General features: G+C 74.3%; 1 protein-coding gene. It reads right to left on the reverse strand.

The window, feature by feature from the left end; all coding sequences use genetic code 11:
* Position 1: 1 nt before the first annotated feature.
* The gene (locus AB0Q99_RS28655; protein ID WP_363576462.1) at positions 2 to 24,601 is read right to left on the reverse strand and encodes an SDR family NAD(P)-dependent oxidoreductase; all 24,600 of its coding nucleotides are present in this window, start codon (positions 24,599 to 24,601) and stop codon (positions 2 to 4) included.
* Positions 24,602 to 25,351: the final 750 nt, after the last annotated feature.

Consider the following 25,351-nt stretch of genomic DNA (forward strand, 5'->3'; position numbering starts at 1 on the left):
TTCAGCGACCCTCGTTGTCCGTGTTCCGACCGCTGCCGTCGATGAATGACAGGCGGATGTGCTCTGCGGCGGCCTCCATGCCGAGGTCACCGCTCAGGTAGCCGTCCAAAACGTCGTCCAGCGCGTCGTCCGGCGCGTCGTCCGGAAGGCCCGGCCGCACCGTCCCGGCGCCGCCGGGACGGCCCTCGATCCCCTTCTCGGCGATCCAGTACCGCTCCTTGGCGAAGGGGTACGTCGGCAGGGGCACGACCCGCGGGCTCCGCCCGGGGTGCAGCCGCTCCCAGTCGACCTCGACGCCGTTCACCCACAGGTCGAGCACCTTGGCGAACTTGCCCTTGGCGATCCAGTCGTCGACCACCTCGCCCATGTCCTCGTCCGCGGCGAACGCCGTGTACGTGCGGTCGCCCCGCCGGACGCGGCCGCGGTGCAGCCCCTCGGTCCGTTCCGGGTGCGCGAGGAAGCCGCGCAGCCGCTCGGTCAGCTCGTCGAGGCTGCCGACCACCGTCGCGAGCCGCTCCGGCATGGCCTCGCGCCCGGTCCGCAGGGTGTGGGCGAGGTCGGCCAGGTCCGGCGCCGGCCGCTCACGGTCCGTCAGCCGGCCCAGCAGCGCCCGCGCCTGGTCGCGCAGCCGGTCCTCGTCCTTGGCCGAGAGCACCACCACGGCGGGGCCCTCGGCGGGCCGCGGGGCGGCGGCCGGCTCCCGCGGCACGTACTCCTCGATCACCACGTGGGCGTTGGCGCCGCCCGCGCCGAACGACGAGACGCCGGCCCGGCGGGGCACCTCGCGCGTCACGCCGTCCACCGTGACGACCGGCCGCTTCCAGTCCGCCCGCTCGCGCTGGACGACGAACGGCGTGGACCCGAAGTCGATGTGCGGGTTGAGCCGCTCGGCGTGCAGGCTGGGAACCAGCTCACCGTGGCGCAGCTGCAGCAGCACCTTGAACACGCCCGCGATGCCGGCCGCCGCCTCGGCGTGGCCGATGTTGCTCTTGACCGAGCCGATCGCGCAGTACTGCAGGTCCTCGGTGTCGGCGGAGAACGCCCTGGTCAGACCGTTGATCTCGATCGGGTCGCCGAGCGCGGTGCCGGTGCCGTGGGCTTCGATGTAGCTGATCGTCCGGGCGTCCACCCCGGCCTTGTCGAGGGCCTGGCGGACCACCTTGCCCTGGGCCACCGGGTTGGGGACGGTGTAGCCGTTGGTCGTGCCGCCGTGGTTGGTGCTGCTGCCCCGGATCACGGCGTGGATGTGGTCGCCGTCCCGCTCGGCGTCCTCCAGGCGCTTGAGCACGAGCGCGCCGACGCCCTCGCCGGGCACGAAGCCCTTGCCGCCCGCACCGAAGCTGCGGCAGCGCGCCTCCTCGGCCAGCATCTGGAGGTTGCACAGGTTCACGTAGCTCGACGGGTGCAGGTACAGGTTCACCCCGCCGGTCACGGCCATCTCGCAGTCGCCGCGGAGCAGGTGCTCGCACGCCTCGTGCAGCGCGATGAGGGAGGACGAGCACATGGTGTCCACCGGCAGGCTCGGGCCGTTCAGGTCGAGCTTGAAGGAGACCCGGTTCGCCGCCGAGCCGAACGAGGTGTACGGGTAGGCGAGGTCGCCCTGACGCCACCGCTCGGGGCCGTAGAGGTTGTGGCCGGCCCGGGTGATGCCGACGAAGACGCCGACGCTGCCGTCGTGCTGACGCCGGATCCGGGCGCGGGTGTAGCCCGCGTCCTCGAACGCGCGCCACGCCTCCTGCAGGAAGAGGCGCTCCTGCGGGTCGATCTCGACCGCCTCGTTCGGGGTCATCCCGAAGAACAGCGGGTCGAAGTCGGCGAAGCCCTCCAGGAAGGCACCCCACTTGCTGTAGCTCTTGCCCTCGGCGGCGGCCTTCTCCGGATCCGGCTCGAAGAAGCCGTCGAGCGGCCACCGGTCGGCGGGGATCTCGGTGACGGCGTCCCGGCCGGCGCGCAGGTTCTCCCAGTAGGTGTCGAGGGTCTCGGCCTGCGGGAAGCGCGCGCTCATGCCGATGACCGCGATGTCCCCGGACCGGGCCGGCACCGGCGCGGGTCCGGTCCGCACCGGGGCGGCGGCGGGGGCTTCGCCGCCCACGGCCGGGGCGACCGCAGCAGCCGGGGCGGCCGCCGCGGCGACCGGCGAGGGCTCCGGGCGCACCGGCTCCGCCGGGGCCAGGCCGACCACCCGCGCGAGGTCGGCCGGTCGCCGTTCGACGAAGTGGCCCGCGAGCTCCTCGACGGTGCGGTACTCGAAGAAGAGGGTGCTGCCGACCTCCCCGAGGTCCTTCTTGAGGGCGTTCAGCAGTTGCAGGATCAGGATGGAGTCGATGCCGTAGGCGGAGAGCGGCTCGGTCGCGTCGATGGACTCCGCCGGGATCAGCAGGGTCCGCCCGACCAGCTCCTTGAGGTAGCCGCGGACGGCCTCGGTCAGCGCGGCCGGGTCGAGCCGCGCGGGTTCCGGCGCGGGTTGCGGCGCGGGTTCCGGCCGCCGCGCCGCGGTCGCCTCCCCGGCCGGCGCCGCGGCGCGCGGACCGGCCGGCGCGGGCCGCTCGGCACCGCTGCCGCGGACGACCCCGTCGCTGACCGCGAGGACGATCTGCTGCCCGAGGTGGTGGGCGTCGCTCGCCGGGAACTCGACCTCCCGGAAGCCCTCCCACTCCAGCACCGACTGCCACCGGGCGGGTTCCAGGCCGGGGCCGCCGGTCTCGCGCAGCTCCGCGTCGTCGTACAGCCACCAGCCGTCCAGCAGGGCGAAGGTGAGCATCCCGAACACGGTGTGGCCGGCGATCTCGTTGATCACCACGGCACCGCCCGGGCGCAGCAGCGCCTTGCTGTTGCGCAGCGACTCGCGGATGTCCTTGGTCGCGTGCAGCACGTTGGTCGCGATGACGAGGTCGTAGGACCCCTCGTCGAAGCCCTGGTCCGTGACCGGGCGGCCGGCGTCGAAGAGCTCGCAGCGCAGGAAGGGGTTCTCGGCGCCCCACTGCTGCTTCCCGTGGATCAGGAACGCGCGGGACAGGTCGGTGTAGCAGTACTCGCCGATGTGCTCCCGGTACGGGCGCAGCCGCTCCATGACGGTGGCGGTGGTGCCGCCGGTGCCGGCGCCGACCTCCAGGATGCGGAAGCGGGCGGACGGGTCCTCGGCCAGCCGGCGTTCGACCAGGGCCACGGTGCAGTCGCCGACGACGTCGTTGAAGTAGTCGGCGATCATGTTCCGCTTGTAGATGCCCTCCACCAGCTCCAGCGAGGAGCCGGGGAAGATCACGTCGACCGCGTTGGTCCGTCCGGTGAGGATGGCCGTCAGCTCACCGAGGGTCCGGTCGACCAGGTCGACGGAGGCCCGCAGTTCGGGGTCGGCGAGCCAGGCGCGCTTCTCGCGCTCCCAGCGGGCGGCGACGGCGGCCGCGTCCACCGGGCGTCCGCCGGCCGGGCGGTAGCGTCCGGCGGTCTCCACCAGGTGGCCCTCGCGCAGGAAGAGCTTCAGCGTCTCCTCCAGCCAGCGGTCGTACTTGGCGACGATGCCGGTGGCCCGCCGGAGGGCCGGCGCGTCGAACTCCCGGTCGCCGATCAGGTCCCGCAGCTCGCACCAGAGCAGGTCGGCGAGGAGCGCGTCCAGCGTCCGGAGCTTGTCCTTCGCCTCGGTCTCCACGGTGCGCAACGCGGCCCCGCGGGCGGGGAGTTCGGGACGGAGCGGGAGCGCGGGCGGCAGCGCCGGGCTGAGCACCCGGACCGTCTCGTGCTCGTCGTAGGCCTCGAACCGCTCCGGCCGGTGGGTGTTGACGTACACCAGCTGCCCGAGCGGGGCGGCCAGCAGCCGCTCGACCGCGGCCATCGCGAGCGCCGGGTCGATGTCGCCCAGGCCCTCCTGCCGGTAGATCCGCTCCCGCACGTGCTGCGGGACGTCCAGCCCGCTGCCGACGGCGCCCCAGTAACCCCAGTTGACCACCTTGACGGCCGCCCGGCGCTCGCTGCCCAGCCGCAGGGCGAAGGCGTCCTCGAAGGCGTTGCCGGCCACGTAGCTGCAGTAGCCCCGGGTCTGGTCGATCGAGGCGATCGAGGAGAAGAAGAGCAGGAAGTCGAGGTCCTCCGCGTCGAACACCTCGGCCATCCGGATGCTGGCGTCGTACTTCGCGCTCAGGCCCTGCCGGAACTCCGGCTCACCGGTGTTCAGCAGGCTCTGGTCCACCAGCCCGAACACCGACTGGACCACGCCGTGGACGGTGCCGAAGCGCTCCTTGACGCGCGCGTACGCGGCGCCCAGGGCCTGCGGGTCGGAGGCGTCCGCGGACAGGTACCAGGGGGCCGGGCCGAGGGCGGCCAGCCGGTCGATCTTGCGCTGGATCGTGTCGTCCAGCGCGCGCCGGCCGATCCACACCACCTGGGCGCCGAAGCGCCGGACCACGTGCTCGCTCCAGAGCTCGCCGATCCCGCCGGCCCCGCCCAGGACGACGTACACGCCGCCCTGCCGGTAGGGGGCCCGGGCCGGCTCGGGCAGCTCCGTGCGGGCCAGCCGCTGGCGGAACCACTGGCCGTTGCGCAGCGCGCGCAGGCCCTGCGCCGGGGCGCCGAGCAGGGCGGCCACCGGCAGCGGCTCGGCCACGCCGAGGTCGAAGGAGGAGACCGTCCAGTCGGGCAGCTCCCGGGCCATCACCCCGGCCAGGCCGAGCACCGCGGCGTCGGCGGGCAGCACCGTCTCGCCCCGGAGCACCGGCCGGCTCTGCCTGGTGACGACCGTCCAGGCCAGCGCCTCGCCGCCGTAGCCGAGCGCGAACAGCGCCTTGGTGAGCCGGAAGAAGGCCGACACACCGGTGTCGGCGCGTCGGAGCAGGGCCTCGGCCCGCAGGTCGTCGGGCCCGGCCGCGCCGATCCAGACGATCCGCCGGAACGTGCCGAGCCGGCGCAGCCGGGCGGTGAGCTGCTCGACGTCGCGCAGGGCGTCGACGTCCAGGACGTGCGCCTCGGTGCAGGCGGCCGCGAGGGCGGCGCGCTCGGCGGTGTCCCCGCCGACGACCAGGGTGGGCCCGGTGACGGGGAGCGCGATGGTGTCCGCCGGGGCGGCGTCGCGGACCCACACCGGCGTCAGGGCCAGGTGGTCGGCGTCCACGGCCGGCGCGGTGGCGGTGACGGCCGGCGCAGTGGTGGCCGGTGCAGTGGTGGCCGGCGCGACGGCGGTGGTGGCGGCCCCGGCGCCGAGCACCGGCCGGGCCGGGCCCGACACCTGGGCGGTCTCCGGCAGCCAGTGGCGCTGACGGGCGAACGGGTAGGTGGGCAGCGGGACGCGACGGGCGGTGCCGGCCGGGAACAGCCCCGCGAAGTCCAGCCCGTAGCCCTGGAGGTAGAGGTCGCGGACGGCTTCCAGCCGCTCCGTCCGGACGGCGGCCGTGGTGGCCTCGGCGGCCTGGCGGACGCAGCTGTTGCCGAACCGCTCCAGCGAGGCCTGCGGTCTGGCCTGGTGCTCGGTCAGGTCGGCGACCCGGACGTGCCGCTCGCCACCGCCGGCCAGCCAGTCCCGCAGCCGCTCGGCCAGCTCCGCCGTGGTCCCCGCGACGCACGCCAGCCGCACCGGGCAGTGCCGGCGGCCGAGCAGCAGGGTGAGGCTCAGGTCGGCCGGGTCGGTGTCCGGGTGGGCGCCCAGGTGGGCCAGCAGGCGCTCCGCCTGGGTCCGCAGCTGCTCGGTCGACAGGGCGGACAGCACCACGAGGTGACCGGGCACCGGTGCGCCGGCCCGCGCCGGCCGCTCGGGGGCCTGCTCGATGACCAGGTGGGCGTTGGTGCCGCTGAAGCCGAACGAGCTGAGTGCCGCGAGCCGCGGGCGGCCGGGCTCGGCCGGCCAGTCCCGGTGGACGGTGTTCACCCGGAACGGGCTGCCCGCGAAGGCGATGTGCGCGTTGCCCCGCTCGAAGTGCAGCGAGCGCGGCAGCTCCCGGTGGCGCATCGCGAGCAGGATCTTGGTCAGGCCGGCCACGCCCGAGGCGGGCGCCGCATGCCCGATGTTGGTCTTGATCGAACCGATCGCGCAGTACTCCTGCTTGTCGGTGAAGGCCCGGAACGCGCGGGTCAGCGCCTGGAACTCGATCGGGTCGCCGAGCTTGGTGCCGGTGCCGTGGGCCTCGACCAGCTGGATGTCGGCGGGGTCGATGCCGAACGTCTCGTAGACGGAACGCTCCAGCCGCTCCTGCGACTTGGCGCTCGGCGCGGTGATGCCGTTGGAGGTGCCGTCCTGGTTCAGGCCGGAGGCCCGCACCACGCCGTGGATGTGGTCGCCGTCGGCGAGCGCGTCGGAGAGCCGCTTGAGCACCACCATGCCGACGCCCTCGCCCGGGACGAAGCCGTCCGCCCGCTCGTCGAAGGTGTGGCACTGGCCGGTCGCGGAGAGCATGCCGGCCTTGTGGGCGTCCAGGTAGTACCCGGGCGAGCACTGCACCGAGACGCCGCCGGCCAGGGCGAGTCCGATCTCGCCCGCGCGCAGCGCCTGGCAGGCCAGGTGGATGGCGACCAGCGAGCCGGAGCAGGCGGTGTCGACGGCGACGGCGGGGCCCTGCAGGTCGAGGAAGTAGGAGATCCGGGCCGGGATGATGGCCTCGGCGTTGCCCCACATCGCCTGGGCCGGGGCGTCCGGGCCGGGGGCGGTCAGGTAGTCGCTGACCTGGGTGCCCAGGTAGACGCCGCAGGAGCCGCCGCGGACCGCGTCACCGGCGTAGCCGGCGTCCTCCAGGGCCTTCCAGGACTCCTCCAGCGTCAGGCGCTGCTGCGGGTCCATGTAGGCGGCTTCGAGGCCGGAGATCTGGAAGAACATCGGGTCGAACCGGTCGATGTCGTCCATCATCGCGGCGTACCGGGGGTGGTCGGTGCCCGGGGGGACGTGGGTGGAGAGGTCCCAGCGGGTGATCTCGCCGACCAGGCTGCGGCCGTCCACGAGGTGCTGCCAGAGCTCGTCGACGTCCTTCGCGCGGCCGTACCGGCCGCTCATGCCGATGATGGCGATCGGCTCGTGGGCGGGCGCGGGTGCGGGCGCGGGCGCGGGTACGGGCGCGGGTACGGCTGCGGCCGCAGGCGCCGGGATGCGGGCGGTGACCACCGCGGGGTCGGCGACCGCGGCCGGCACGGCCACCGGGGCGGGCACGGCGACCGGCACGGGCGCCGCGGCCGCCGGCTCGTGGCCGTGGTGCGCCACCACGTACCGCGCCAGCGCCCGGACCGAGCTGTGGTCGAACAGGTCGGTGGCCGCGAGCGAGATGCCGAGCGCCTCGTTCAGGTCCTGGGTGAGCGCGACCCCGAGGATCGAGTCCACGCCGTAGTCCGAGAAGGCGTCCTCCTCCGAGATCTCACGGCGGTCCAGCCCGAGCGAGAGCTGGATCCGGTCCAGGATCGCCTCCCGGACCCGCGCCTCGGCGTCCGGCCCGACGGCCGGCGCCACGGCCTCGGCCGCGACGGCGGTGGCCGCGCTCACGACGGCGGTGGCCGGAGCCGCCACCGGACCCGGCGCTCCGGACTCGCGCTCCCGGAGGGCCCGCGCCTGCGCCGGGAACGCCTCGGCCACGTACGCCGCCAGCCGGCTCACCGAGCTGTGGTCGAACAGGTCCGTGGTGACCAGCACGCCGCCGAGCACCGCGTTGAGGTCCTGGATCAGCTGCACCCCGAGGATCGAGTCCACGCCGTAGTCGGCGAAGGCGTCCTCCTCGTGGACCTCGCTCGCCGCCAGCCCCAGGGACTCCCGGATCTGCGCGACGATCGCGCGCCCCACGGCCGCCCGCACGTCGCCCTCGGCCGCGGCCGGCGGCGCCCCGGCCCCGGCAGCGGTGGGCGCGGCGGCGGCCGGCCCGGCCGTCACGATCTGGTGTCCGACGGAGTGGACGGCGGCGGCGGGGAAGGCGACGCCCTCGAAGCCCGCCGCGGTCAGCACGGCCCGCCAGCTCTCCGGCGACAGACCCGGGCAGCCGGGCATCCGCAGCTCGGCGTCCTGGTACAGCCACCAGCCGTCCAGCAGCCCGAAGGTCAGGTGCAGGAACAGCGTCCCGGCGGCCATCTCGTTGAGCACCAGCTCGCCGTCCGCGGCCAGCAGCGTCCGGGCGTGCCGGACCGCGGTCCGCACGTCCCGGGTGGCGTGCAGCACGTTGGTCGCCAGGACCAGGTCGTACCCGCCCGCGGCCACGCCCTGCCCGGCCGGGTCCTGCTCGACGTCGAACAGCTCGAAGGTCGCGTAGGGGTGCTCGGCGCCGAACTCCTTCCGGCCCTTGAGCAGGAAGTAGCGCGAGACGTCGGTGTAGCGGTACTCCGCCAGGCTGTCGCGGTACGGCGCGAGGGCGCGCAGCACCTGCTCGGTGGTGCCGCCGGTGCCCGAGCCGATCTCGAAGATCCGCACCCGGCGGGCCGGGTCCCGCTCCAGCAGCTCGGCGACCCGGGCGGCCACCCGGTCCGCCACGATCTCGTTGAGGGCGCGGGCCGTGTCGCAGTGCCGGTAGACGCCCTCGACGAGGGCCATCGAGGAATCGGGGAAGACCACGTCGGTGGCCGGGCGGCGCCCGGTCAGGACCTCCGGGAGGGCGCGCAGCACCGGGTCCAGCAGGTTGACGTACGGGTTGCCGCCGCCGCTGGTCCGGCACAGGTCGTCCCAGCGGCGCCACACGGCCTGGTGATCGGCCGGGGCCTGGGCGGTCGGCGCGTAGCGCTCCCCGTCCTGCTCCAGGTACCCGTGCGCGGCCAGCACCCGCAGGCTCTCGTCCAGCCAGCGGTCGTAGCCGCCCGGCTTCAGGGCCGACCGCAGCTCGGCGACGCTCCCGCCGCCGGCCCGCAGGCCGAGGTCCCGCAGCCGGGTGTACAGCAGGGCGCAGAGCAGGTCGTCGTCGAAGCCGCGGGCCGGGCCGGAGTCCGCGATCACCCGGTCGAGGCGCAGTTGGTGGGCCGGCGCCGGGGCGGTGACCGGCGCGGGGGCGGTGACCGGCGCGGGGGCGGCAGCCGGCTCCGGCACGGTCTCGCCGGGCATCAGCTCGGTGCTGAAGTGCGGCCGGGCGGGGCGGCGCACGGGCACGGTCTTCTCCAGCGCCAGCTGGCCGTACGGCCCGGACAGCAGGGTGTCGAGCGCCGCCATGCCCTCGGCGGGCTCGATGGAGCCGATCCCGTCGACGGCCATCCGCCGCTGGTAGGCGTCCGAGGCGACCACGCCGACACTGCCCCAGTAGCTCCAGTTCATGACCTTGACGGCGGCCGGCCAGTGCTGCCCGAGCAGCCGGGCGAAGGCGTCCTTGAACACGCAGCCGCAGACGTAGTTGCTCTGCCCGGCGGACCGCTGGAAGGCGTTGAGCGAGGAGAAGAACAGCACGAAGTCCAGCGGCTCCCCGGCGAAGGCCTGGGCGATCCGCACGCTGACGTCGACCTTGGCGCGCACGGCGGCCCGGAACCGGTCCTCGTCCATCCGCGCCACGCTCCGGTCGAGCAGGGCGATCGCGGAGTGGACGACGCCGTGGACGCGCCCGAACCGCTCCGTGACGCGGGCGACCGCGGCCGCCAGCGAGTCCCGGTCGGTGGCGTCCGCCTGGAGGTACCAGGGGGCCGGTCCGAGCAGCGCCAGCTCGGCGATCCGCGCCCGGATGGCGTCGTCCTCGGCCCGGCGGCCGATCCAGACCACCTGCGCGCCGTACGCGCGCACGACGTGCTCCGTCCAGGCCGCCCCGAGGCCGCCGGCGCCGCCGACGACCACGTACACGCCGCCGTGCCGGTAGGGCACGTCGCCGGTGCCGGCCGCCTCGACGGCCGGCACGGCCGTCAGGGTCTGCCGGTACCAGCGTCCGGCGCGGTGCGCCCAGGTGGCGCCGGTGGGCTCCACGGGCAGGGCCAGCGCCTCCCGCAGCACGTCCGCACCGAGGGCCCGGACGTCGGCGAGGCGGACCCGCCAGCGCGGGTTCTCCTTGGCCAGCGAGCCGAGCAGGCCGTGCACGCCCGCGTGGGCCGGATCGACCCGGTCGCCGTCGCCGACGTACTGGGCCCCGACCGTGACGGCCGTCCACTGCAGGTCGCGCTTCTCGTAGCCGAGCGCCAGCAGGGCCTTGGCCAGCCGGAAACCGGCGTAGCAGCCGCGTTCCTGACGTTCGATCAGGTCTTCGGCGTCCGGGCGCACGTCGGTGCCGGGGCCCGCGATCCACACCACGTGGTCGACGGCGGCCCCCCGGGCCAGCCGCGACCGCAGGCCGTCCACGGTGTCCGTGGCCCGCAGCAGGAGCAGGTCGACGGCCTCGTGGTCGACCAGGACGGAGGCCAGCAGGTCCGGGTCGTCGCCGACCAGCAGGACCCGCCCGGCCGGGCCGGCCGGGGCCGTGCCGGGGGACGGCACCTCCTCCCAGTCCGGCCGCATCAGGACGAGCTGCCCGGCGTCCGCGGCCGCCGGACGAAGCGGTTCGGGCCGCAGCGGTTCGGGCCGGGCGGCGGCACCCTGCTTCAGCGGACGGGTGCTGAAGGCCCGGATCCGCACGCTGACGTTGCCCCGCGCGTCGCACAGGTCGACGTCCAGTTTGCCGCCGGGCTGCGCGCCCTCGCTCGGCCGCAGCCACGCCCACATGACCGGGGCGCACGGCCCGAGGATCTCCACCTCCTCGACGGCGTAGGGCAGTCGCGGGCCGCCCGCCTGGTCGGTCAGGGCGACGGAGGCCTGCAGGGCGGCGTCGAGCAGGCTGGGGTGCAGCACCCAGCGCTCCAGGTCCCGGTCCGCCTCGGCGGGCAGCGCGAGCTCGGCCAGCGCCTGGCCGTCGCCGACCAGGACGCGCACCAGGCCGCGGAAGGCCGGGCCGTACTGGATGCCCTTGCGCCGGTAGCCGGAGTAGGCCTCGGCGGCGGGGATCTCGTAGGCGCCGCACTCGGCGCGCAACCGCTCCAGGTCGAGCGCGGACTCCCGGCGCGGACCGCCGGTCAGCACCCGGCCCTGGCTGTGGACCGCGGCGGGCTCGCCCGCCGAGGTCGCGGCGAGCAGGCGGAAGCGCGGGCCGGCCCCGGCGTCCGGATCGAACTCGACCCGGACGTCCACCGGGGTGTCGCGGACCGCGACCGGCCGCATCCAGACCACGTCCCGCAGCGAGACGGTGCCCGCGCCGCCGTGGTCCGCCCGCGCCGCGTGGGCGGCCCGGACCAGCTCCAGCTGGGCGACGCCCGGCAGCACCCGCTCCCCGGCCACCACGTGGTCGCGCAGGAAGAACTCCCGCCCGGTGAGGGTGGTCGCGGTGCGACCGTCCCCGCCGGCGGCGGCGGACAGCGGGCGGGGCCCGGTGTCGCGCTGCCACAGCCGCCGGCCCGCGAACGGGTACCCCGGCAGCGGGACCGGGGCGAGGCGACGGCCGCCGGTCAGCAGGCGCCAGTCCAGCTCGTAGCCCTGGCAGTACACCTTGGCCAGGGCGCCGAGCGCCTCGGCCAGGGCGGCCGGGTCTCCGTTCAGGCCGGCCACCCGCTCCAGCAGGTCGTTGCCGGCCGCCAGCACGTCGGCCTGCGGTGCGAAGCCCTTGGGCACCAGCCCGGTGAAGGCCTCCGGATCCCCCGGAGCCGTCGCGTCGGCGGCCCAGCGGCGCAGCGCCCGGACGGCCTCGGCGCGGTCCCGGACCACCACCGCGAGGCGGTGCCGGAAGTGCGCCCGTCCGTCGAGCAGGGTCGCACCGACCTCGCGCAGACCGGCGGTGCGGGTGGCGTCCTCCAGGAACTCCACCAGGTCCGCGACGCGCCGGCGCAGCGACTCCTCGGACTTGGCCGAGACGGCCAGCAGGTGGGCGGGCGTCATCGTGCTGTCGTCCTCGTTCTGCACCGGGTAACTCTCCACGACCATGTGTGCGTTGGTTCCGCTCATCCCGAAGGAGCTGACGGCCGCGAGGCGCCTGCGGCCGGGCGTCTCGGGCCAGGCCCGGTTCGCCCTGTTGACGAAGAACGGGCTGTCCTGCCAGGCGACGTAGTCGCTCTCCTGCTCGCAGTGCAGGCTCGCCGGGATGGTCTCGTGGCGCAGCGCCTGGACGATCCCGATCAGGCTGACCAGGCCGGACGCGGCGAGGGTGTGCCCGAGGTTCGGCTTGACCGAGGTGAGGGCGCAGTACCCCCGCCGGTCGGTGAAGGTCCGGAAGGCGTCGTTGAGCGCGTTGACCTCGACCGGGTCGCCGAGCCTGGTCCCGGTGCCGTGCGCCACCACGTAGTCGATGGCCGCCGGGTCGATCCGGTGCCGGCGGTACGTGGAGCGCAGCAGCTCGACCTGGGCCTCGCCGTTGGGCGCGGTGATCCCGTTGGACCGGCCGTCGTAGTTGATCCCGCTGGCGCGGATGACCCCGTGGATCCGGTCGCCGTCGGCCACCGCCCGGGAGAGCCGCTTGAGGACCACGACCGCCACGGCCTCGCTCAGCACCATGCCGTTGGCCCGCCGGTCGAAGGCGTAGGTGACGCCGTCCTCGGACAGCATCCCGGCCTGCCGGGTGGTGTCGAGCAGCTGCGAGGTGCTGATCAGGCTGACGCCGGCGGCGAGGGCCGTGTCGCACTCGCCGTTGCGCAGGCTCGCGCACGCCTGGTGGGCGGCGACGAGACCGGACGAGCAGGCGGTGTTGATGGCCATCACCGGGCCGGCGAAGTCCAGGAAGTAGGACAGCCGGGCGGCGAGGATGCCGTCGTGGTTGGCGGTGAGGGCGTCCGGGCCCTCGGTCAGGTCGCCGTAGTCGCCCTGCTCGACGCCCACGAACACGCCGACCCCGCGCCGGGCCGGGCCGGGCTTCCAGCCGGCGTCCTCCAGGGCCCGCCAGGACTCCTGGAGGAGCAGGCGCTGGCGCGGGTCCAGGCTCTGCGCCTCCTTCGGGGAGAGCTCGAAGAACAGCGGGTCGAACGCGTCCGGGTCGGCCAACTGCCCCATCCGGAAGGTGCGCAGGGGGCCGTCCTGCGGCTCGCCCCACAGCGCGAGGCGCTCGGGGCTCACCGGGCCGACCACGTCGCGGCCCTCGGCGAGGACCGACCACAGCTCGTCGACGTCCGCGGCGCCGGGGAACCGGCCGCTGATGCCGACGATGGCGATCGGATCGTCCTCCACCGGGGTCCGGTCCGCGTCCTGCGCGGCGGGCGCCGGCGAGGTCCGGTCGAGGTCCGCGTCCTGCGCGGCGGGCGCCGGCGAGGTCCGGTCGAGGTCCGCGGGCGGCGGGGTCACCCCGGTGCCGGTCCGGTCGGGGTGCGCCGGCCCGGCGGCGGGTCGCCGCTGCTCGGGGCGGTCGGCCGCCGCCCGGTCCAGCGCCTCCTGGAACCACCGGGGCTCCGTCACGGGGGCCGGCCGCTCGGCCGTCGCGCCGTGGGGCGCCTCGCCGTGGGCCGTCACGCCATCGGCCGTCGCGCCCTCGGCTGCCGTGCCGTCGGCGTAGAACGCGGCGAGCAGCGGACCGTGTTCGGCGGCCAGGTGGCCGCGGAGCTTGCGCAGCGTGGAGTGGCTGTAGAAGAGCGAGGGGGTGACGTCGATCGCGAAGTGCCGCCCGAGCATCGCCGCCAGTTCGGCCAGGCTCACCGAGTCGAACCCGTAGTCGGCGAGGTTGTCGTCCTCGTAGATCCGGTCGGGGGAGACGTTGACCGCCCGGCCGACCAGGTCCCGCAGGTCGCGGTCGAGGCACTCCTCGACCGGCAGCCCGCGCAGGTCGGCGCGGAAGCCCGGGCCCGCCGCCGCCCCGCCGGCCGTGTCGGCGGCGGTGTCGCCGTCGGTGCCGGCAACGGTCTCGGCGACGGTCTCGGCGACGGCGTCCGGCCGGGCCGGCAGGTCGGTCAGGCCGAGGAAGCGCACCACCCGGCTCGGACGGCCGACCAGCAGGAGATGCTGGGAGGCCTCCTGGGACAGCAGCCGCCCGAACAGGCCGACCCCGTCGGCGGTCTCCAGGAAGTCCTGGCCGCTGGAGCGCAGCAGCATCGTGGTGGTGTCGTGGTCGAAGCCCATGCCGCCCTCGCGCCACAGCGGCCAGTTGACCACCACGGTGCGTCCGGACAGCCGGCCCGCGCGCACCTTCGCCTCGCGGTGGGCGGCGTAGGCCATCTGGAAGCGGTTCCCGACGGCGTAGTCGCAGGTCCCGAAGTCGCCGATGACCGCCGAGGAGGAGGAGAAGTAGCAGACGAAGTCGAGCTGTTCGCCCGCGAGCGCCTCGTCCAGCACCAGGGTGCCGCGGACCTTCGGCTCCAGGATCGCGGCGAAGTCGGCCGGGTCCTTCCGCAGCACGCTGCCCTGCCCCTGGACCCCGGCCGCGTGGATCACGCCGTGCAGCCCGCCGAACTGCTCGCGGGCCTGCGCCACGGCGGCCTTCATGTCCACCGGGTCGGAGACGTCCGCCTGCAGGTAGAGCGCCCGGGCGCCGGCGCCGGTCAGCTGCCGGAGGTTCTCCCGGCGCGCCCCGTCCAGCGGGGAGCGTCCGGTCAGCACCAGGTTCGCGCGGTACTCCTCCGCCAGGTGGCGGGCGATGATCATCCCGAGGCCACCGGAACCTCCGGTGATCAGGTACGTGCCGCCCTGCCGGAGCAGGTCCGGACCGTCGGTGAGCTCGGCCGGCCGGACGCGGCTGACGAACCGTCGGCCGTTCCGGTACAGCGCGCTGACGGCCGTCCCCTGGCGGAGCTCGACCAGCAGCCGCTCCGCCCAGGCGGCGGTGTCGGCGGGCCGGTTCCGGTCCGCCCGCTCCTGGATCAGCGCGGTGACGGACAGCCGGGGCATCACCAGGCCGACCGAGCGCTCGAAGCCGATGGTCGCCTCCAGCAGCGCGCGTTCGACGCCGTCCCGGTACTCGCCCGCGATCAGCAGCCGGCTCGCCGGCACCTTGGCCTCGGCCAGGGCCTGCAGGAGCAGCACGGTGGCGCCGAAGCCGTCGCCGGCCGTGGCCTCGTCGAGCGGGGCGCCGTCGAGCGGGCGGAGGTCGACGACCGCGTCGAGCTCGGCCCCGGCGGCGAGGAGCTCGCGCAACGCGTCCACGTGGTCGCCGAGCTCACCGGCCCGGACCAGGTGGGAGTCGGCGGAGAGCGTGCGGCGGGCCGTTCCCTCGGCGACGAAGACCGGCCGCAGACCGGGGTCGAGGGACCGTACCGCCCGGGTCAGTTCGGCCAGCCGCTCGGTCCCGGTGCAGAGGAAGAGGATGCCCCGCAGGGTCCGGGTGGCGTCCGGGTCCGGATCCTGCGCCTCCCAGCCCTCCGTGAAGGCGAGCGGGCGGACCGGCTCCTCGGCCCGCGGGCCGGACTCGGGCCGGCTCTCCGCCGCCACGACGGCCGGCGGCGCCAGCACGGACGGCGCGGGAACCCCGGACGCGGCCGGAAGGGCGGCGGCGGGGAGCGCGTCGACGGAAAGGGCGGTACCCGGAACCGCCACGGCCGCGAGCCAGTGCCGCTCCCGTGCGAACGGGTACGTCGGCAGCGGCACCCGGCGCGGCTGCCCGTCGTGGGCGAGCAGCGTCCAGTCCAGCGCCAGCCCCTTCACCCAGAGCTCCGCGAGCTTGTCGAGCCGGCCCCGGGCCAGCCACCCGGCCACCAGGGAGCGCATCTCCTCGTCGGCCTCCAGGAGGTCGACGGTGTCGCGGTGCTGACGGATCCCCGCCCGGTGCAGGCCCTCCTCCTCGGTGCGGCCGTCCAGGAAGGCCTGGAGCTTGGCGCGCAGCGCCGCGTGGTCGTCGACGACCAGGGCGAGCCGCTCCTCCATGGGCTCGCGGCCGATCCGGAGGGTGTGGGCGAGGTCCGCGAGGGCGGCCTCCGCGCCGTCCGCCGACAGCCAGGACAGCAGCTCCCCGGCCTTGTCCCGCAGCCGGTCGGTGTCCTTCGCCGACAGCACGACCAGCTCGGACCCGGCCCCGACGGTCGGCCGCGGCGCCTCGGGCAGGTACTCCTCGATGATCACGTGGGCGATGGCCCCGTGGGCGCCGAACGACGACACCCCGGCGATCCGCGGCAGGGTGCGCGTCACGCCGTCCTCGCCCGTCCGGGTGGGGCGCTCCCACGGCGCCAGCTCCTGCTGGACGTAGAACGGCGAGTTGGCGAAGTCGATGTACGGGTTGAGGGTCTCGGAGTGCAGCGAGGGCGCGAGCATGCCGTGCCGCATCTGCAGCAGCACCTTGGTGACGGCGACCACGCCGGCCGCGCCCTCCAGGTGACCGATGTTGGACTTGACCGAGCCGATCGGGCAGTACTGCTTCTTCGCGGTGTGCTTGCGGAAGGCGCGGGTGAGCCCGGTGATCTCGATCGGGTCCCCGAGCGAGGTGCCCGTCCCGTGGCCCTCGATGTAGCTGAGGTCCTCGGCCGACAGGCCGGCGTCCGCCAGGGCGGCGGTGACCATGTCCGCCTGGGCCAGCGGGTTCGGCACCGTCAGGCCGTTGGTCTTGCCGCCGTGGACGGTGGCGACGCCGCGGATCACGCCGTGGATGTGGTCGCCGTCCGCGACGGCCCGGTCCAGCGACTTGAGCAGCACGCAGCCGACGCCCTCGCCCGGCACGTAGCCCGTGCCGCCGTCGCCGAACGAGCGGCAGCGCCCGTCCTTGGCGAAGAAGTTCATCTGGCTGAGCGCGATGTACTTGTTGGGGTGCAGGGAGAGGTTCGCACCGCCGGCGAAGGCGAGTTCGGCGCTGCCGTTGCGGATGCTCTCGACCGCCATGGCGATCGCGTACAGCGAGGACGAGCAGGCCGTGTCGACGGTGAGGCTCTGTCCGTGCAGGTTGAAGAAGTACGAGACGGCGTTGGAGGCGGCCGCCCGGTCGGACAGCACCAGGCCCTCGCTGCTCTGGAGCTGGTACTCGTTCCACATCATGCCGAGGTAGACGCCGACCCTGCGGGCCTTGTCCGCGCTCAGGGTGCCGCGGGTGTACCCGGCGTCCTCCATGGCCTCCCAGGCGGACTGCAGGAACAGCCGGCTCTGCGGGTCGGTCACGGCCGCCTGGTTGGGCGACATGTTGAAGAACAGGGCGTCGAACTCGTCGGCGCCGTCGATGAATCCGCCCCACTTGCTGGTGGACTTGCCGGGCGCCTTCTCGGGCGCGTAGAACGCGTCCTTGTCCCAGCGGTCGGCGGGGATCTCCTCGATGCAGTCCTCGCCGCGCTCCAGCAGCCGCCAGAACTCGTCGAGGTTGCGGGCCTTCGGGTAGCGGCCGCTGACGCCGATGATGGCGACGTCGCGGGACCGGCCGGGGGCGGGAGCCTGGGCGACCTGGGCGACCTGGGCGGCCTGGTGAGCGGTCGCCGTCGCGAGCGGGCGCTGCGCGGTCGGCGCGGCGGGGGCCGGAGCCGGGGCCGTCGGGACCGGAGCGGCGGCGACCGGCGACGGCGCCGCACCCAGCCCCAGCAACTCCACCAAACGCTCCGCCTGGTTCTCCGCGAAGTACCCCGCCAACTCGTCGATCGACCGGTACTCGAAGAACAACGTGCCCGGAACGGACTCGAAGTCCTTCCCCAACAGCCGCATCAACTCCATGATCTGGATCGACTCGATCCCGTACTCACCCAGCTCCGCCGCCGCGTCGATCCGCCCCTTCGGGATCCGGAACACCTGCGACAACCGGTCCTTCAAGTACTCGACCGTCCGCTCCAGCAGACCCTCCACCGCACCACCCGCCGACACCACCGGCTGAACCGGCACCGCAGCCGGCACCACGGCCGTGGCGACGGGCGCCGGAGCCGCAGCAGCCGGGACCGGAGCGGCGGCGGCCGGCGACGGCGCCGCACCCAGCCCCAGCAACTCCACCAAACGCTCCGCCTGGTTCTCCGCGAAGTACCCCGCCAACTCGTCGATCGACCGGTACTCGAAGAACAACGTGCCCGGAACGGACTCGAAGTCCTTCCCCAACAGCCGCATCAACTCCATGATCTGGATCGACTCGATCCCGTACTCACCCAGCTCCGCCGCCGCGTCGATCCGCCCCTTCGGGATCCGGAACACCTGCGACAACCGGTCCTTCAAGTACTCGACCGTCCGCTCCAGCAGACCCTCCACCGCACCACCCGCCGACACCACCGGCTGAACCGGCACCGCAGCCGGCACCACGGCCGTGGCGACGGGCGCCGGAGCCGCAGCGGCCGGCTCCGGCAGGCGTACCGTGACCCCGCCCCGGGGCTCCGGGCCCCGCTCGGCCACCGCCTTGCGCGGACCCTCCGCCCCGGGGACGCGGAGCACCTTCTCGATCTTCCGCCGGTCACCCTTGGTCACCACGACCTGGGTCTCACCCGCGGCGAGGATCCGCACCAGGGCCTGGATGCCCTCGGCGGTGCGCAGCCCGCGCATCCCCGAGTAGTCGTGGTACAGCGTCCGGGCGGCGCCGTCCTGCTCGATGTCGCCGAGCATGCCGCCCTCGTCCCAGTAGGGCCAGTTGACGGAGATACTCCGGCCGTGCCGCTCCCCCTCGGCGCGCAGCGCCTCCCGGTGCTGGGCGTAGCCGTCGAGGAAGCGGTTGCCCGCGGCGTAGCTGCCCTGGCCGAAGTCGCCCACGTGGGCGGCGATGGACGAGAACAGCACGAAGAAGTCGAGCGGGTCACGCTGCGTCAACTCGTCCAGGTGGACGGTGCCGTGGACCTTCGGCGCCAGGACGGCGTGGAACTCCGCCGGCTCCACCTCCAGCACACCCGTCTTCCCGACCAGGCCGGCCCCGTGGAAGACGCCGTCCAGCGGGCCGAAGCGCTCGCGCGCCCGGTCGAGGGCGCGGCCGAGGTCGTCGCGGTCGGCCACGTCGCAGGCGAGGTAGAGCACCTCGGCCCCGCCGGCCTCCAGCTCGGCGATCCGCTCGCGGCGCTCGGCGTCCGGCTGCCGGCGGCCGAGCAGGACGAGCTTGGCCCGGCACTGCTGGGCCAGGTAGCGGCCCAGGTGCAGGCCGATCGCCCCGGCGCCGCCGGTGATCAGGTACACCCCGCCTTCCTTGAAGGGCAGGGCGGCGGCCGTCCCCCGGTCGTTCCCGCCGGTCCACGGCGTGAGGACCCGTTCGGCCCGGGTGCTTCCCGTCCGCCGGACCTCGTGCCCGCCGCGCGCGGTGGCGCCCGCGGTCAGCCGGAGTTCGTCCAGCACGGCCCGGACGATCTCCTCCGCGCCCAGGGTGGCGTCGAGCTGCAGCCCGTTCATCCGGAACAGGTGGTTCACCGGCGTCATCGCCCGGGCGAAGCCCGCCAGCGCCTCCGCGGCGGCCCGCCGGGGGCCGGACCGCTCGGGCAGGACGGCCAGGTGGTGCAGCTCGCGCTCCAGGCCGATCCGGTGGGCGGCCCGGAAGAGGTGCAGCAGGCTCTCCACCTCGACCGTGAGCTCGGGATGCGCCGAACTCCGGTCCAGCGGCCAGAGGTTGACGATCGCGTGCGGCATCGCGTCCCGGCCCGCGAGGGCGGTCAGCAGCCGGTCGAAGTCGGCCCCGTCGCGACGGTCGACGGTGAAGCGGCCGGGCGCCTGCTCCGCGAAGGCGGCGCCGGAGCGCACCCGCACCACCGGACCGGGGTGGCTCGCCTCGAAGCGGGCCGCGCGCTCCTCGTCGTCGTCCAGGAGGAGCAGGCGCTGCTCGCCGGTGGGGGCGGCGGCCGCGGCGGCCGGCTCCCCGGCCGTGTCGTTCCAGCGCGGCACGAAGAGGTGCAGCGGGTCCTCCTTCGCGGCGGAGAACTCCTTGAAGACCAGACCGGTCGCGCGCACGCACTCGGCGCCGTTCTCGTCACAGATGGCCAGGTTGACGCTCACCGCGCCGTCCCGGGCGATCCGGTTGATCGTCGCGTGGCAGTAGGACACCCGGGGGATCGGCGCGAAGACCGCGAGCTCCGACAGGCTGAACGGGATGCGCAGCACCCCGTCCTGGTGCCCGATCCCGCGCAGGGTGTTGAGCGCGGCGTCGAACAGCGAGGGGTGCATGGTGAAGGCGGGGAACTCCTCCTCCAGCCCGTCCGCGAGGACGATCCTGGCCAGCGCCTCGGTCTCGCCGCACCACAGCGTCTCGATGGCCTGGAAGGTCTCGCCGTAGCCGAAGCCGAGTTCGCGGAAGCTCGCGAAGATCTCCGCGTTCTCCTGCCGGCCGCGGGTGCACCGGGCCTGCACGGCGGGGATGTCGATGGCGCCGCGGACCCGCCCGGGCTGTTCGGCGGCGTAGTTCGCCCGGCCCTGGGAGAAGACGGTGCGCTTGCCGTCCTGCTCCGCGTGGATCAGGTACTCCAGGGAGTCCTGCTTGAGCGGAGACAGTCCGATGGTGATCGTCCGGGTGTCCTGGTCCATGACCACCGGGTGGCCCCAGATGATGTCCTGGAGCGTGACGGTGTCGGAGCCGGAGGACAGCCGCGCGGCCGCGTAGGCCATCTCCATGTGGGCGACGCCCGGCAGCAGGATCTTCCCGTCGACCACGTGGTCGCGGAGGAAGAACTCGGCGGACGACAGCCGCTTGCTGAACCGCTGGTCGTGCAGCAGCGAGTCGTTGCTGTCCAGCAGCGGGTGCAGCGCGGCGCGGCGCGCGTCGGCCGACGCGTCCGCCGGGCGGCTGCCGCGGGCCGCTTCGGCCCAGTACGTCTCCCGGGCGAAGGGGTAGCCGGGCAGCGACACGGCGAGCGGCGGCCGATCGCCGAACAGCCGCGCCCAGCGGAGCGGGTAGCCCTGGCAGTAGAGGTCGGCCAGGGCCCGGATCGCGTCCTGGTGGCGGCCGGGGTCCCCGGCACCGCCGGCCACCCGCTCGATCAGCTCGTTGCCGTACTCGGTGAGCGCGGTCTGCGGCCGGAAGTCGCGTCCGGAGACGCCGTGGAAGAGCTGCGGCGCCCGGCGGCCGTCGAGGAACTGGCGGAGCAGCCGCTCCGCCTCCTCCCGGGTGGCCGCGTGCAGGGCGAGGCGGTGCGCGAAGTGGTGCCGGCCCGCCAGCAGGGTGGCGCTGATCCGGTCGAGCCCGGTCTCCTCGGCCGCCGGTTCCGCGAGCACGCCGAGGAGGTCCGCCGCCCGCTCGCGCAGCGCCTCGTCGGTCTTCCCGGACAGCACCAGCAGCTGGGAGGGCTGCTCCGGGCCCGGCCCGGCGCTCACGGTCCGCGGGTGGCTCTCCACCACCACGTGGGCGTTGGTGCCGCTGATGCCGAAGGAACTGACCGCACCGAGACGGGTGCGGCCCGGGGCGTCGCGCCAGGGGCGGGCCTCCCGGTTGACGTAGAACGGGCTGCTCGCCCAGTCGATGTAGTCGCTCTCCTGCTCGCAGTGCAGGCTCGCGGGCAGGGTCTCGTGCCGCAGGGCCTGGACCAGGCCGATCAGACTGACCACGCCGGACGCGGCCAGGGTGTGGCCGACGTTGCTCTTGACCGAGGTCAGGGCGCAGTACTGCTTCGCGTCCGTGTAGCGGCCGAAGACCTCGGCGAGCGCGTTCACCTCGATCGGGTCGCCCAGCCGGGTGCCGGTGCCGTGCGCCACGACGTGCTCGATCCGGGACGGGTCGACGCCGAAGCGCTCGTACACCGAGGCCAGCAGCGCCGCCTGGGAGGACTGGCTGGGGGCGGTGATGCCGTTGGTCCGGCCGTCGTAGTTGACCCCGCTGGCCCGGATGACGGCGTGGATCCGGTCGCCGTCGGCCTCCGCCTCGGCCAGCGGCTTCAGGACCAGGACGGCGACGGCCTCGGCCGGCACCATCCCGTTGGCGCGCCGGTCGAACGCGTAGGTGACACCGTCGGCCGACAGCATGCCGGAACGGGTGGCGTGCTCGACGAACCGGGAGGTGGACAGCAGGCTGACGCCCGCGGCGACGGCGGTGTCGCACTCGCCGTTGCGCAGGCTCAGACAGGCCTGGTGGACGGCCGCGAGCCCCGCCGAGCAGGCCGTGTTGATGCTGAGCACCGGGCCGGAGAAGTTCAGGAAGTAGCCCAGCCGCGAGGCGAGGATCCCGTCGTGTCCGGAGGTGAGGGTCTCCTCCGCACCGGTCAGGTGCTGGTAGTCGCCCTGCTCCGCGCCGACGAACATGCCCATGGTGTGCGCGTCGAGTTGCTCGGGCCCGTAGCCGGCGTCCTCCAGGGCCCGCCACGACTCCTGCAGCAGCAGCCGCTGGCGCGGGTCCATGGTCTCGGCCTCGCGCGGCGGGATCTCGAAGAAGAGCGGGTCGAACTCCGCCGCGCCGGGGAGCCAGCCGCCGCGGACCTCGGCCGGGTCGGCGACGCCGCGCCAGCCCGCCCGGCGGTCGGCGGGCAGCGGTGCCGTCGCGTCCCGGCCCTCGGCCAGCAGGCCCCAGAACTCCTCGACGGTGCGCGCCCCGGGGAAGCGGCCGCTGATCCCGATGATGGCGACCGCGCCGTCCTGCCCGGCCGACGGCGCCGCGGTCGCCGACGGGGCGGGCGCCGCCTTCGGCTGCGCGGAGTTCGACTGCGCGGACTTCGGCTGGGCGGATCCGGGGCGCTCGGGCACGGCGACGGACCCCTGGTAGGTGCGCCGGACGGCCTCCGGGTGCTCCTTCATCAGGTGGTCCCTGACCATCTCCAGCGTGAAGTGGGTGTAGAAGAGCGAGGGCGTGACGTCGATCCCGAAGTGCTCGTTCAGCCGCAGCGCCAGCCGGGTGTTGCCGACCGAGTCGAAGCCCAGGTCGGTCAGGCGGTCCTTCGGGTGGACCTCGTCCGCGGTCAGCTTCAGTACCTCGCCCGCGATGCTCCTGAGGTCCGCATCGAGGTTCTCTTCCACGCCCAAGCCCGCCCACTCCTCGCCGCGTACGTCGTCAGTCGTCACCGGTGCTCGTTCCTCGGGACCGACCTGGGCCGGCTCCGCTTCGGGGGCGTCCGGAGCGATCCAGAAGCGCCGCCGGTCGAAGGCGTAGGTCGGCAGCCGGAGCCGGCGTGCCCGCACCGTGGCGAGGAGCTCCTCCGTCGGGAGCTCGGCGCCGTCGGCGAACGCGCGGGCCAGGGCCACCAGTCGGTCGGTGTACTCCTCCTCGGGGAGGTCCGCGCCGAGGTGGAAGCCGTCCGGGGCCGCGGGGGCGGCCGGGTCCACCGGGCCGTCCGGGCCCGCGGGACCCTCCGGGCCGGCGGAGCCCGGCTCCGCCGCGTCCCCGCGGCCGTGGAAGCAGTTGGTGGCCTGCTCACCGTCGAGCAGCCGCTTCAGCTTCACGCTCAGCTCGGCCGGGGTCCGGGCCACCAGGGCGGTCCGGCAGCCGAGGTGCTCGCGCCCGAGGAGCAGCGTGGCGCTGAGGTCCGTGAGGTCGAAGCCCAGCCCCTCGCGGTCGATCCACTCCGACAGGTCCCGCAGCCGGTGCTCCAGGGCCGTGGGGGTCCGGGCCGACAGACAGACCAGGTAGGCGGGGCGCGGCTGCGGGGCGCTCACGGCGGGGGCCGGGGCCTCCTCCAGCACGATGTGCGCGTTGGTGCCGCCGATGCCGAACGAGCTGACCCCGCAGCGGCGCGGCAGCGGTTCGCCGTCCGCATCGTGCGGCGGCTGCCAGTCGCGCGCGGAGTCGAGGACGTGGAAGGGCGTTCCCGCCAGCTCGATCCGCGGGTTGAGGGTGCCGAAGTCGGGCAGTCCGGGCAGGTGGCCGTGGTCGAGGGCGAGCAGGGCCTTGATGACGCCGGCGATCCCGGCGGCGGCCTCCAGGTGGCCGATGTTGGGCTTCACCGAACCCAGCGCGCAGTACCCGGGCGCCGGGTCGTGGCCGCCGCCCTCGGCGACCTCGGTGCCGTCCTCGCCGTCCCCGTCGTTCTCGCCGTCCTCGGCGCCGTCCACGCCGACCGCCCGGAAGGCCGCCAACAGGCCCTCGACCTCGACCGGGTCGCCGGTCGGCGTGCCGGTGCCGTGCGTCTCGACGTAGCCGATGGTGTCCGGGCCGACGCCCGCCCGGCGGATCGCCTCGGCGATCACCCGGGACTGCGCCTCGGCGCCGGGGTACGTCAGCGTGCGGCTGCGGCCGACGTGGTTGACGGCGGTGCCCTTGATGACGCCGTAGATGCGGTCACCGGCGCCGAGCGCGTCGGCCAGCGGCTTGAGCAGCAGGATCCCGGCGCCCTCACCGCGGACGTAGCCGTCGGCGCGTTCGTCGAAGGGCCGGCAGGAGCCGGTCGGGGAGAGCATGCCGGTCTTGGCGAAGGAGACGTTCCGGGCCGGGCTGAGCACGAGGTTGACGCCACCGGCGAAGGCCACCCGGCACTCGCCCTGGTTCAGCGACTGGACCGCCAGGTGCAGGGCGTGCGCCGACGCCGAGGACGCGGTGTCGACCACCACGCTCGGCCCGCCCAGGTCGAGGAAGTGCGAGATCCGGTTGGCGATGACGGCTCCGGCGGTGCCGGTCGCGTGGTGCGCCGCCACCTCCTGGGAGCCGCGCTCCTGGAGTTCCTTGTAGTCCTGGCCGAAGGAACCGAGGAAGACGCCGGTGTCGGTACCGGACAGCGTGTCCGGCCGGACCCCGGCGTCCTCCAGACAGGACCAGGCGAGTTCGAGCATGATCCGCTGCTGCGGGTCCATGCTCTCCGCCTCCAGCGGGGACAGCCGGAAGAACGCCGCGTCGAAGGCGTCGACGTCCGCGATGAAGGCGCCGGTCCGCAGCCCGGCGTGGTCGGGCAGCGCGTCCGAGCCGCCGGACTTGCCACCCCAACGCTCCGCCGGCACCGGGCCGATGAACGACCGCCCGAGCTTCAGGTTCTCCCAGAACTCGCGGTGGTCCGCCGCTCCGGGGAAGCGGCAGGCCATGCCGACCACCGCGACGTCGTGCTGCTGCATTGCGAAACCCCTCTTGGCTTGCCCTGCCCCCCGCCCGCGGCGCGTCAGGGCACGCGAGCGCCACGCCGATCGAGCCCGCGGACGGGGGAACGGCGTCGAGCGTCGATTGCGGTTTGTCAGAGCCGTGGCTCAGGAATGAGGACGCCGGAACGCGGCGGCGGCTGCTCTGCGCACCCCGCGTGGACGTCGACCAGGCCTGCTCAGCAGGTTGTGACGTGGTCCACGAACCACCGTTGCCGTCCCGCCGGACCGACAACCGCGGTGCACGCGCGCTCCCACACGCGACGCACCGACAGTGCGGGCAGGACGTTACGGAAGCCGTGGTTCACCACTGACCAGATCCCCCTCAATACCTCGCAGATCATGCGACCCCGCGAACAGACTCCTTCACATTTTGAGCTGGCGTCAAGTGAGGTGTACGCCACACACGCTGATCCGTCGTCATGACCAGCGGGTTCTCGGCGCCCTCCCATGAACCGGCCATTCCGTTCGTGAATCAACATGATGTCAGTTTCAGCCACACTGACGGCCAAAAATTGATCGACTACATCGCGGGGAGCGACCGGTTCAGTACTGTCAGCGGAGGTCCGAGTTCGCCCGCCCGCGACCGCCGCGCGTCACCGCCGGCCGGACACCACCCTCACCACCCTTGGATTGGTTCGAGATGACGGTTGTGCATGAGGCGCCGGTCGACGGCGAGGTCCCCGAGGTCCCGGCCGACGCCCGCGGGCGGGTCGCCGAGCTGCACGA

The sequence above is a fragment of the Kitasatospora sp. NPDC086791 genome (assembly GCF_040685975.1).
Classification (GTDB): domain Bacteria; phylum Actinomycetota; class Actinomycetes; order Streptomycetales; family Streptomycetaceae; genus Kitasatospora.

Coding starts and splice junctions, on each gene's coding strand:
- AB0Q99_RS28655 (WP_363576462.1), bottom strand. CDS start 24,601: ATGCAGCAGCACGACGTCGCGGTGGTCGGCATGGCCTGCCGCTTCCCC.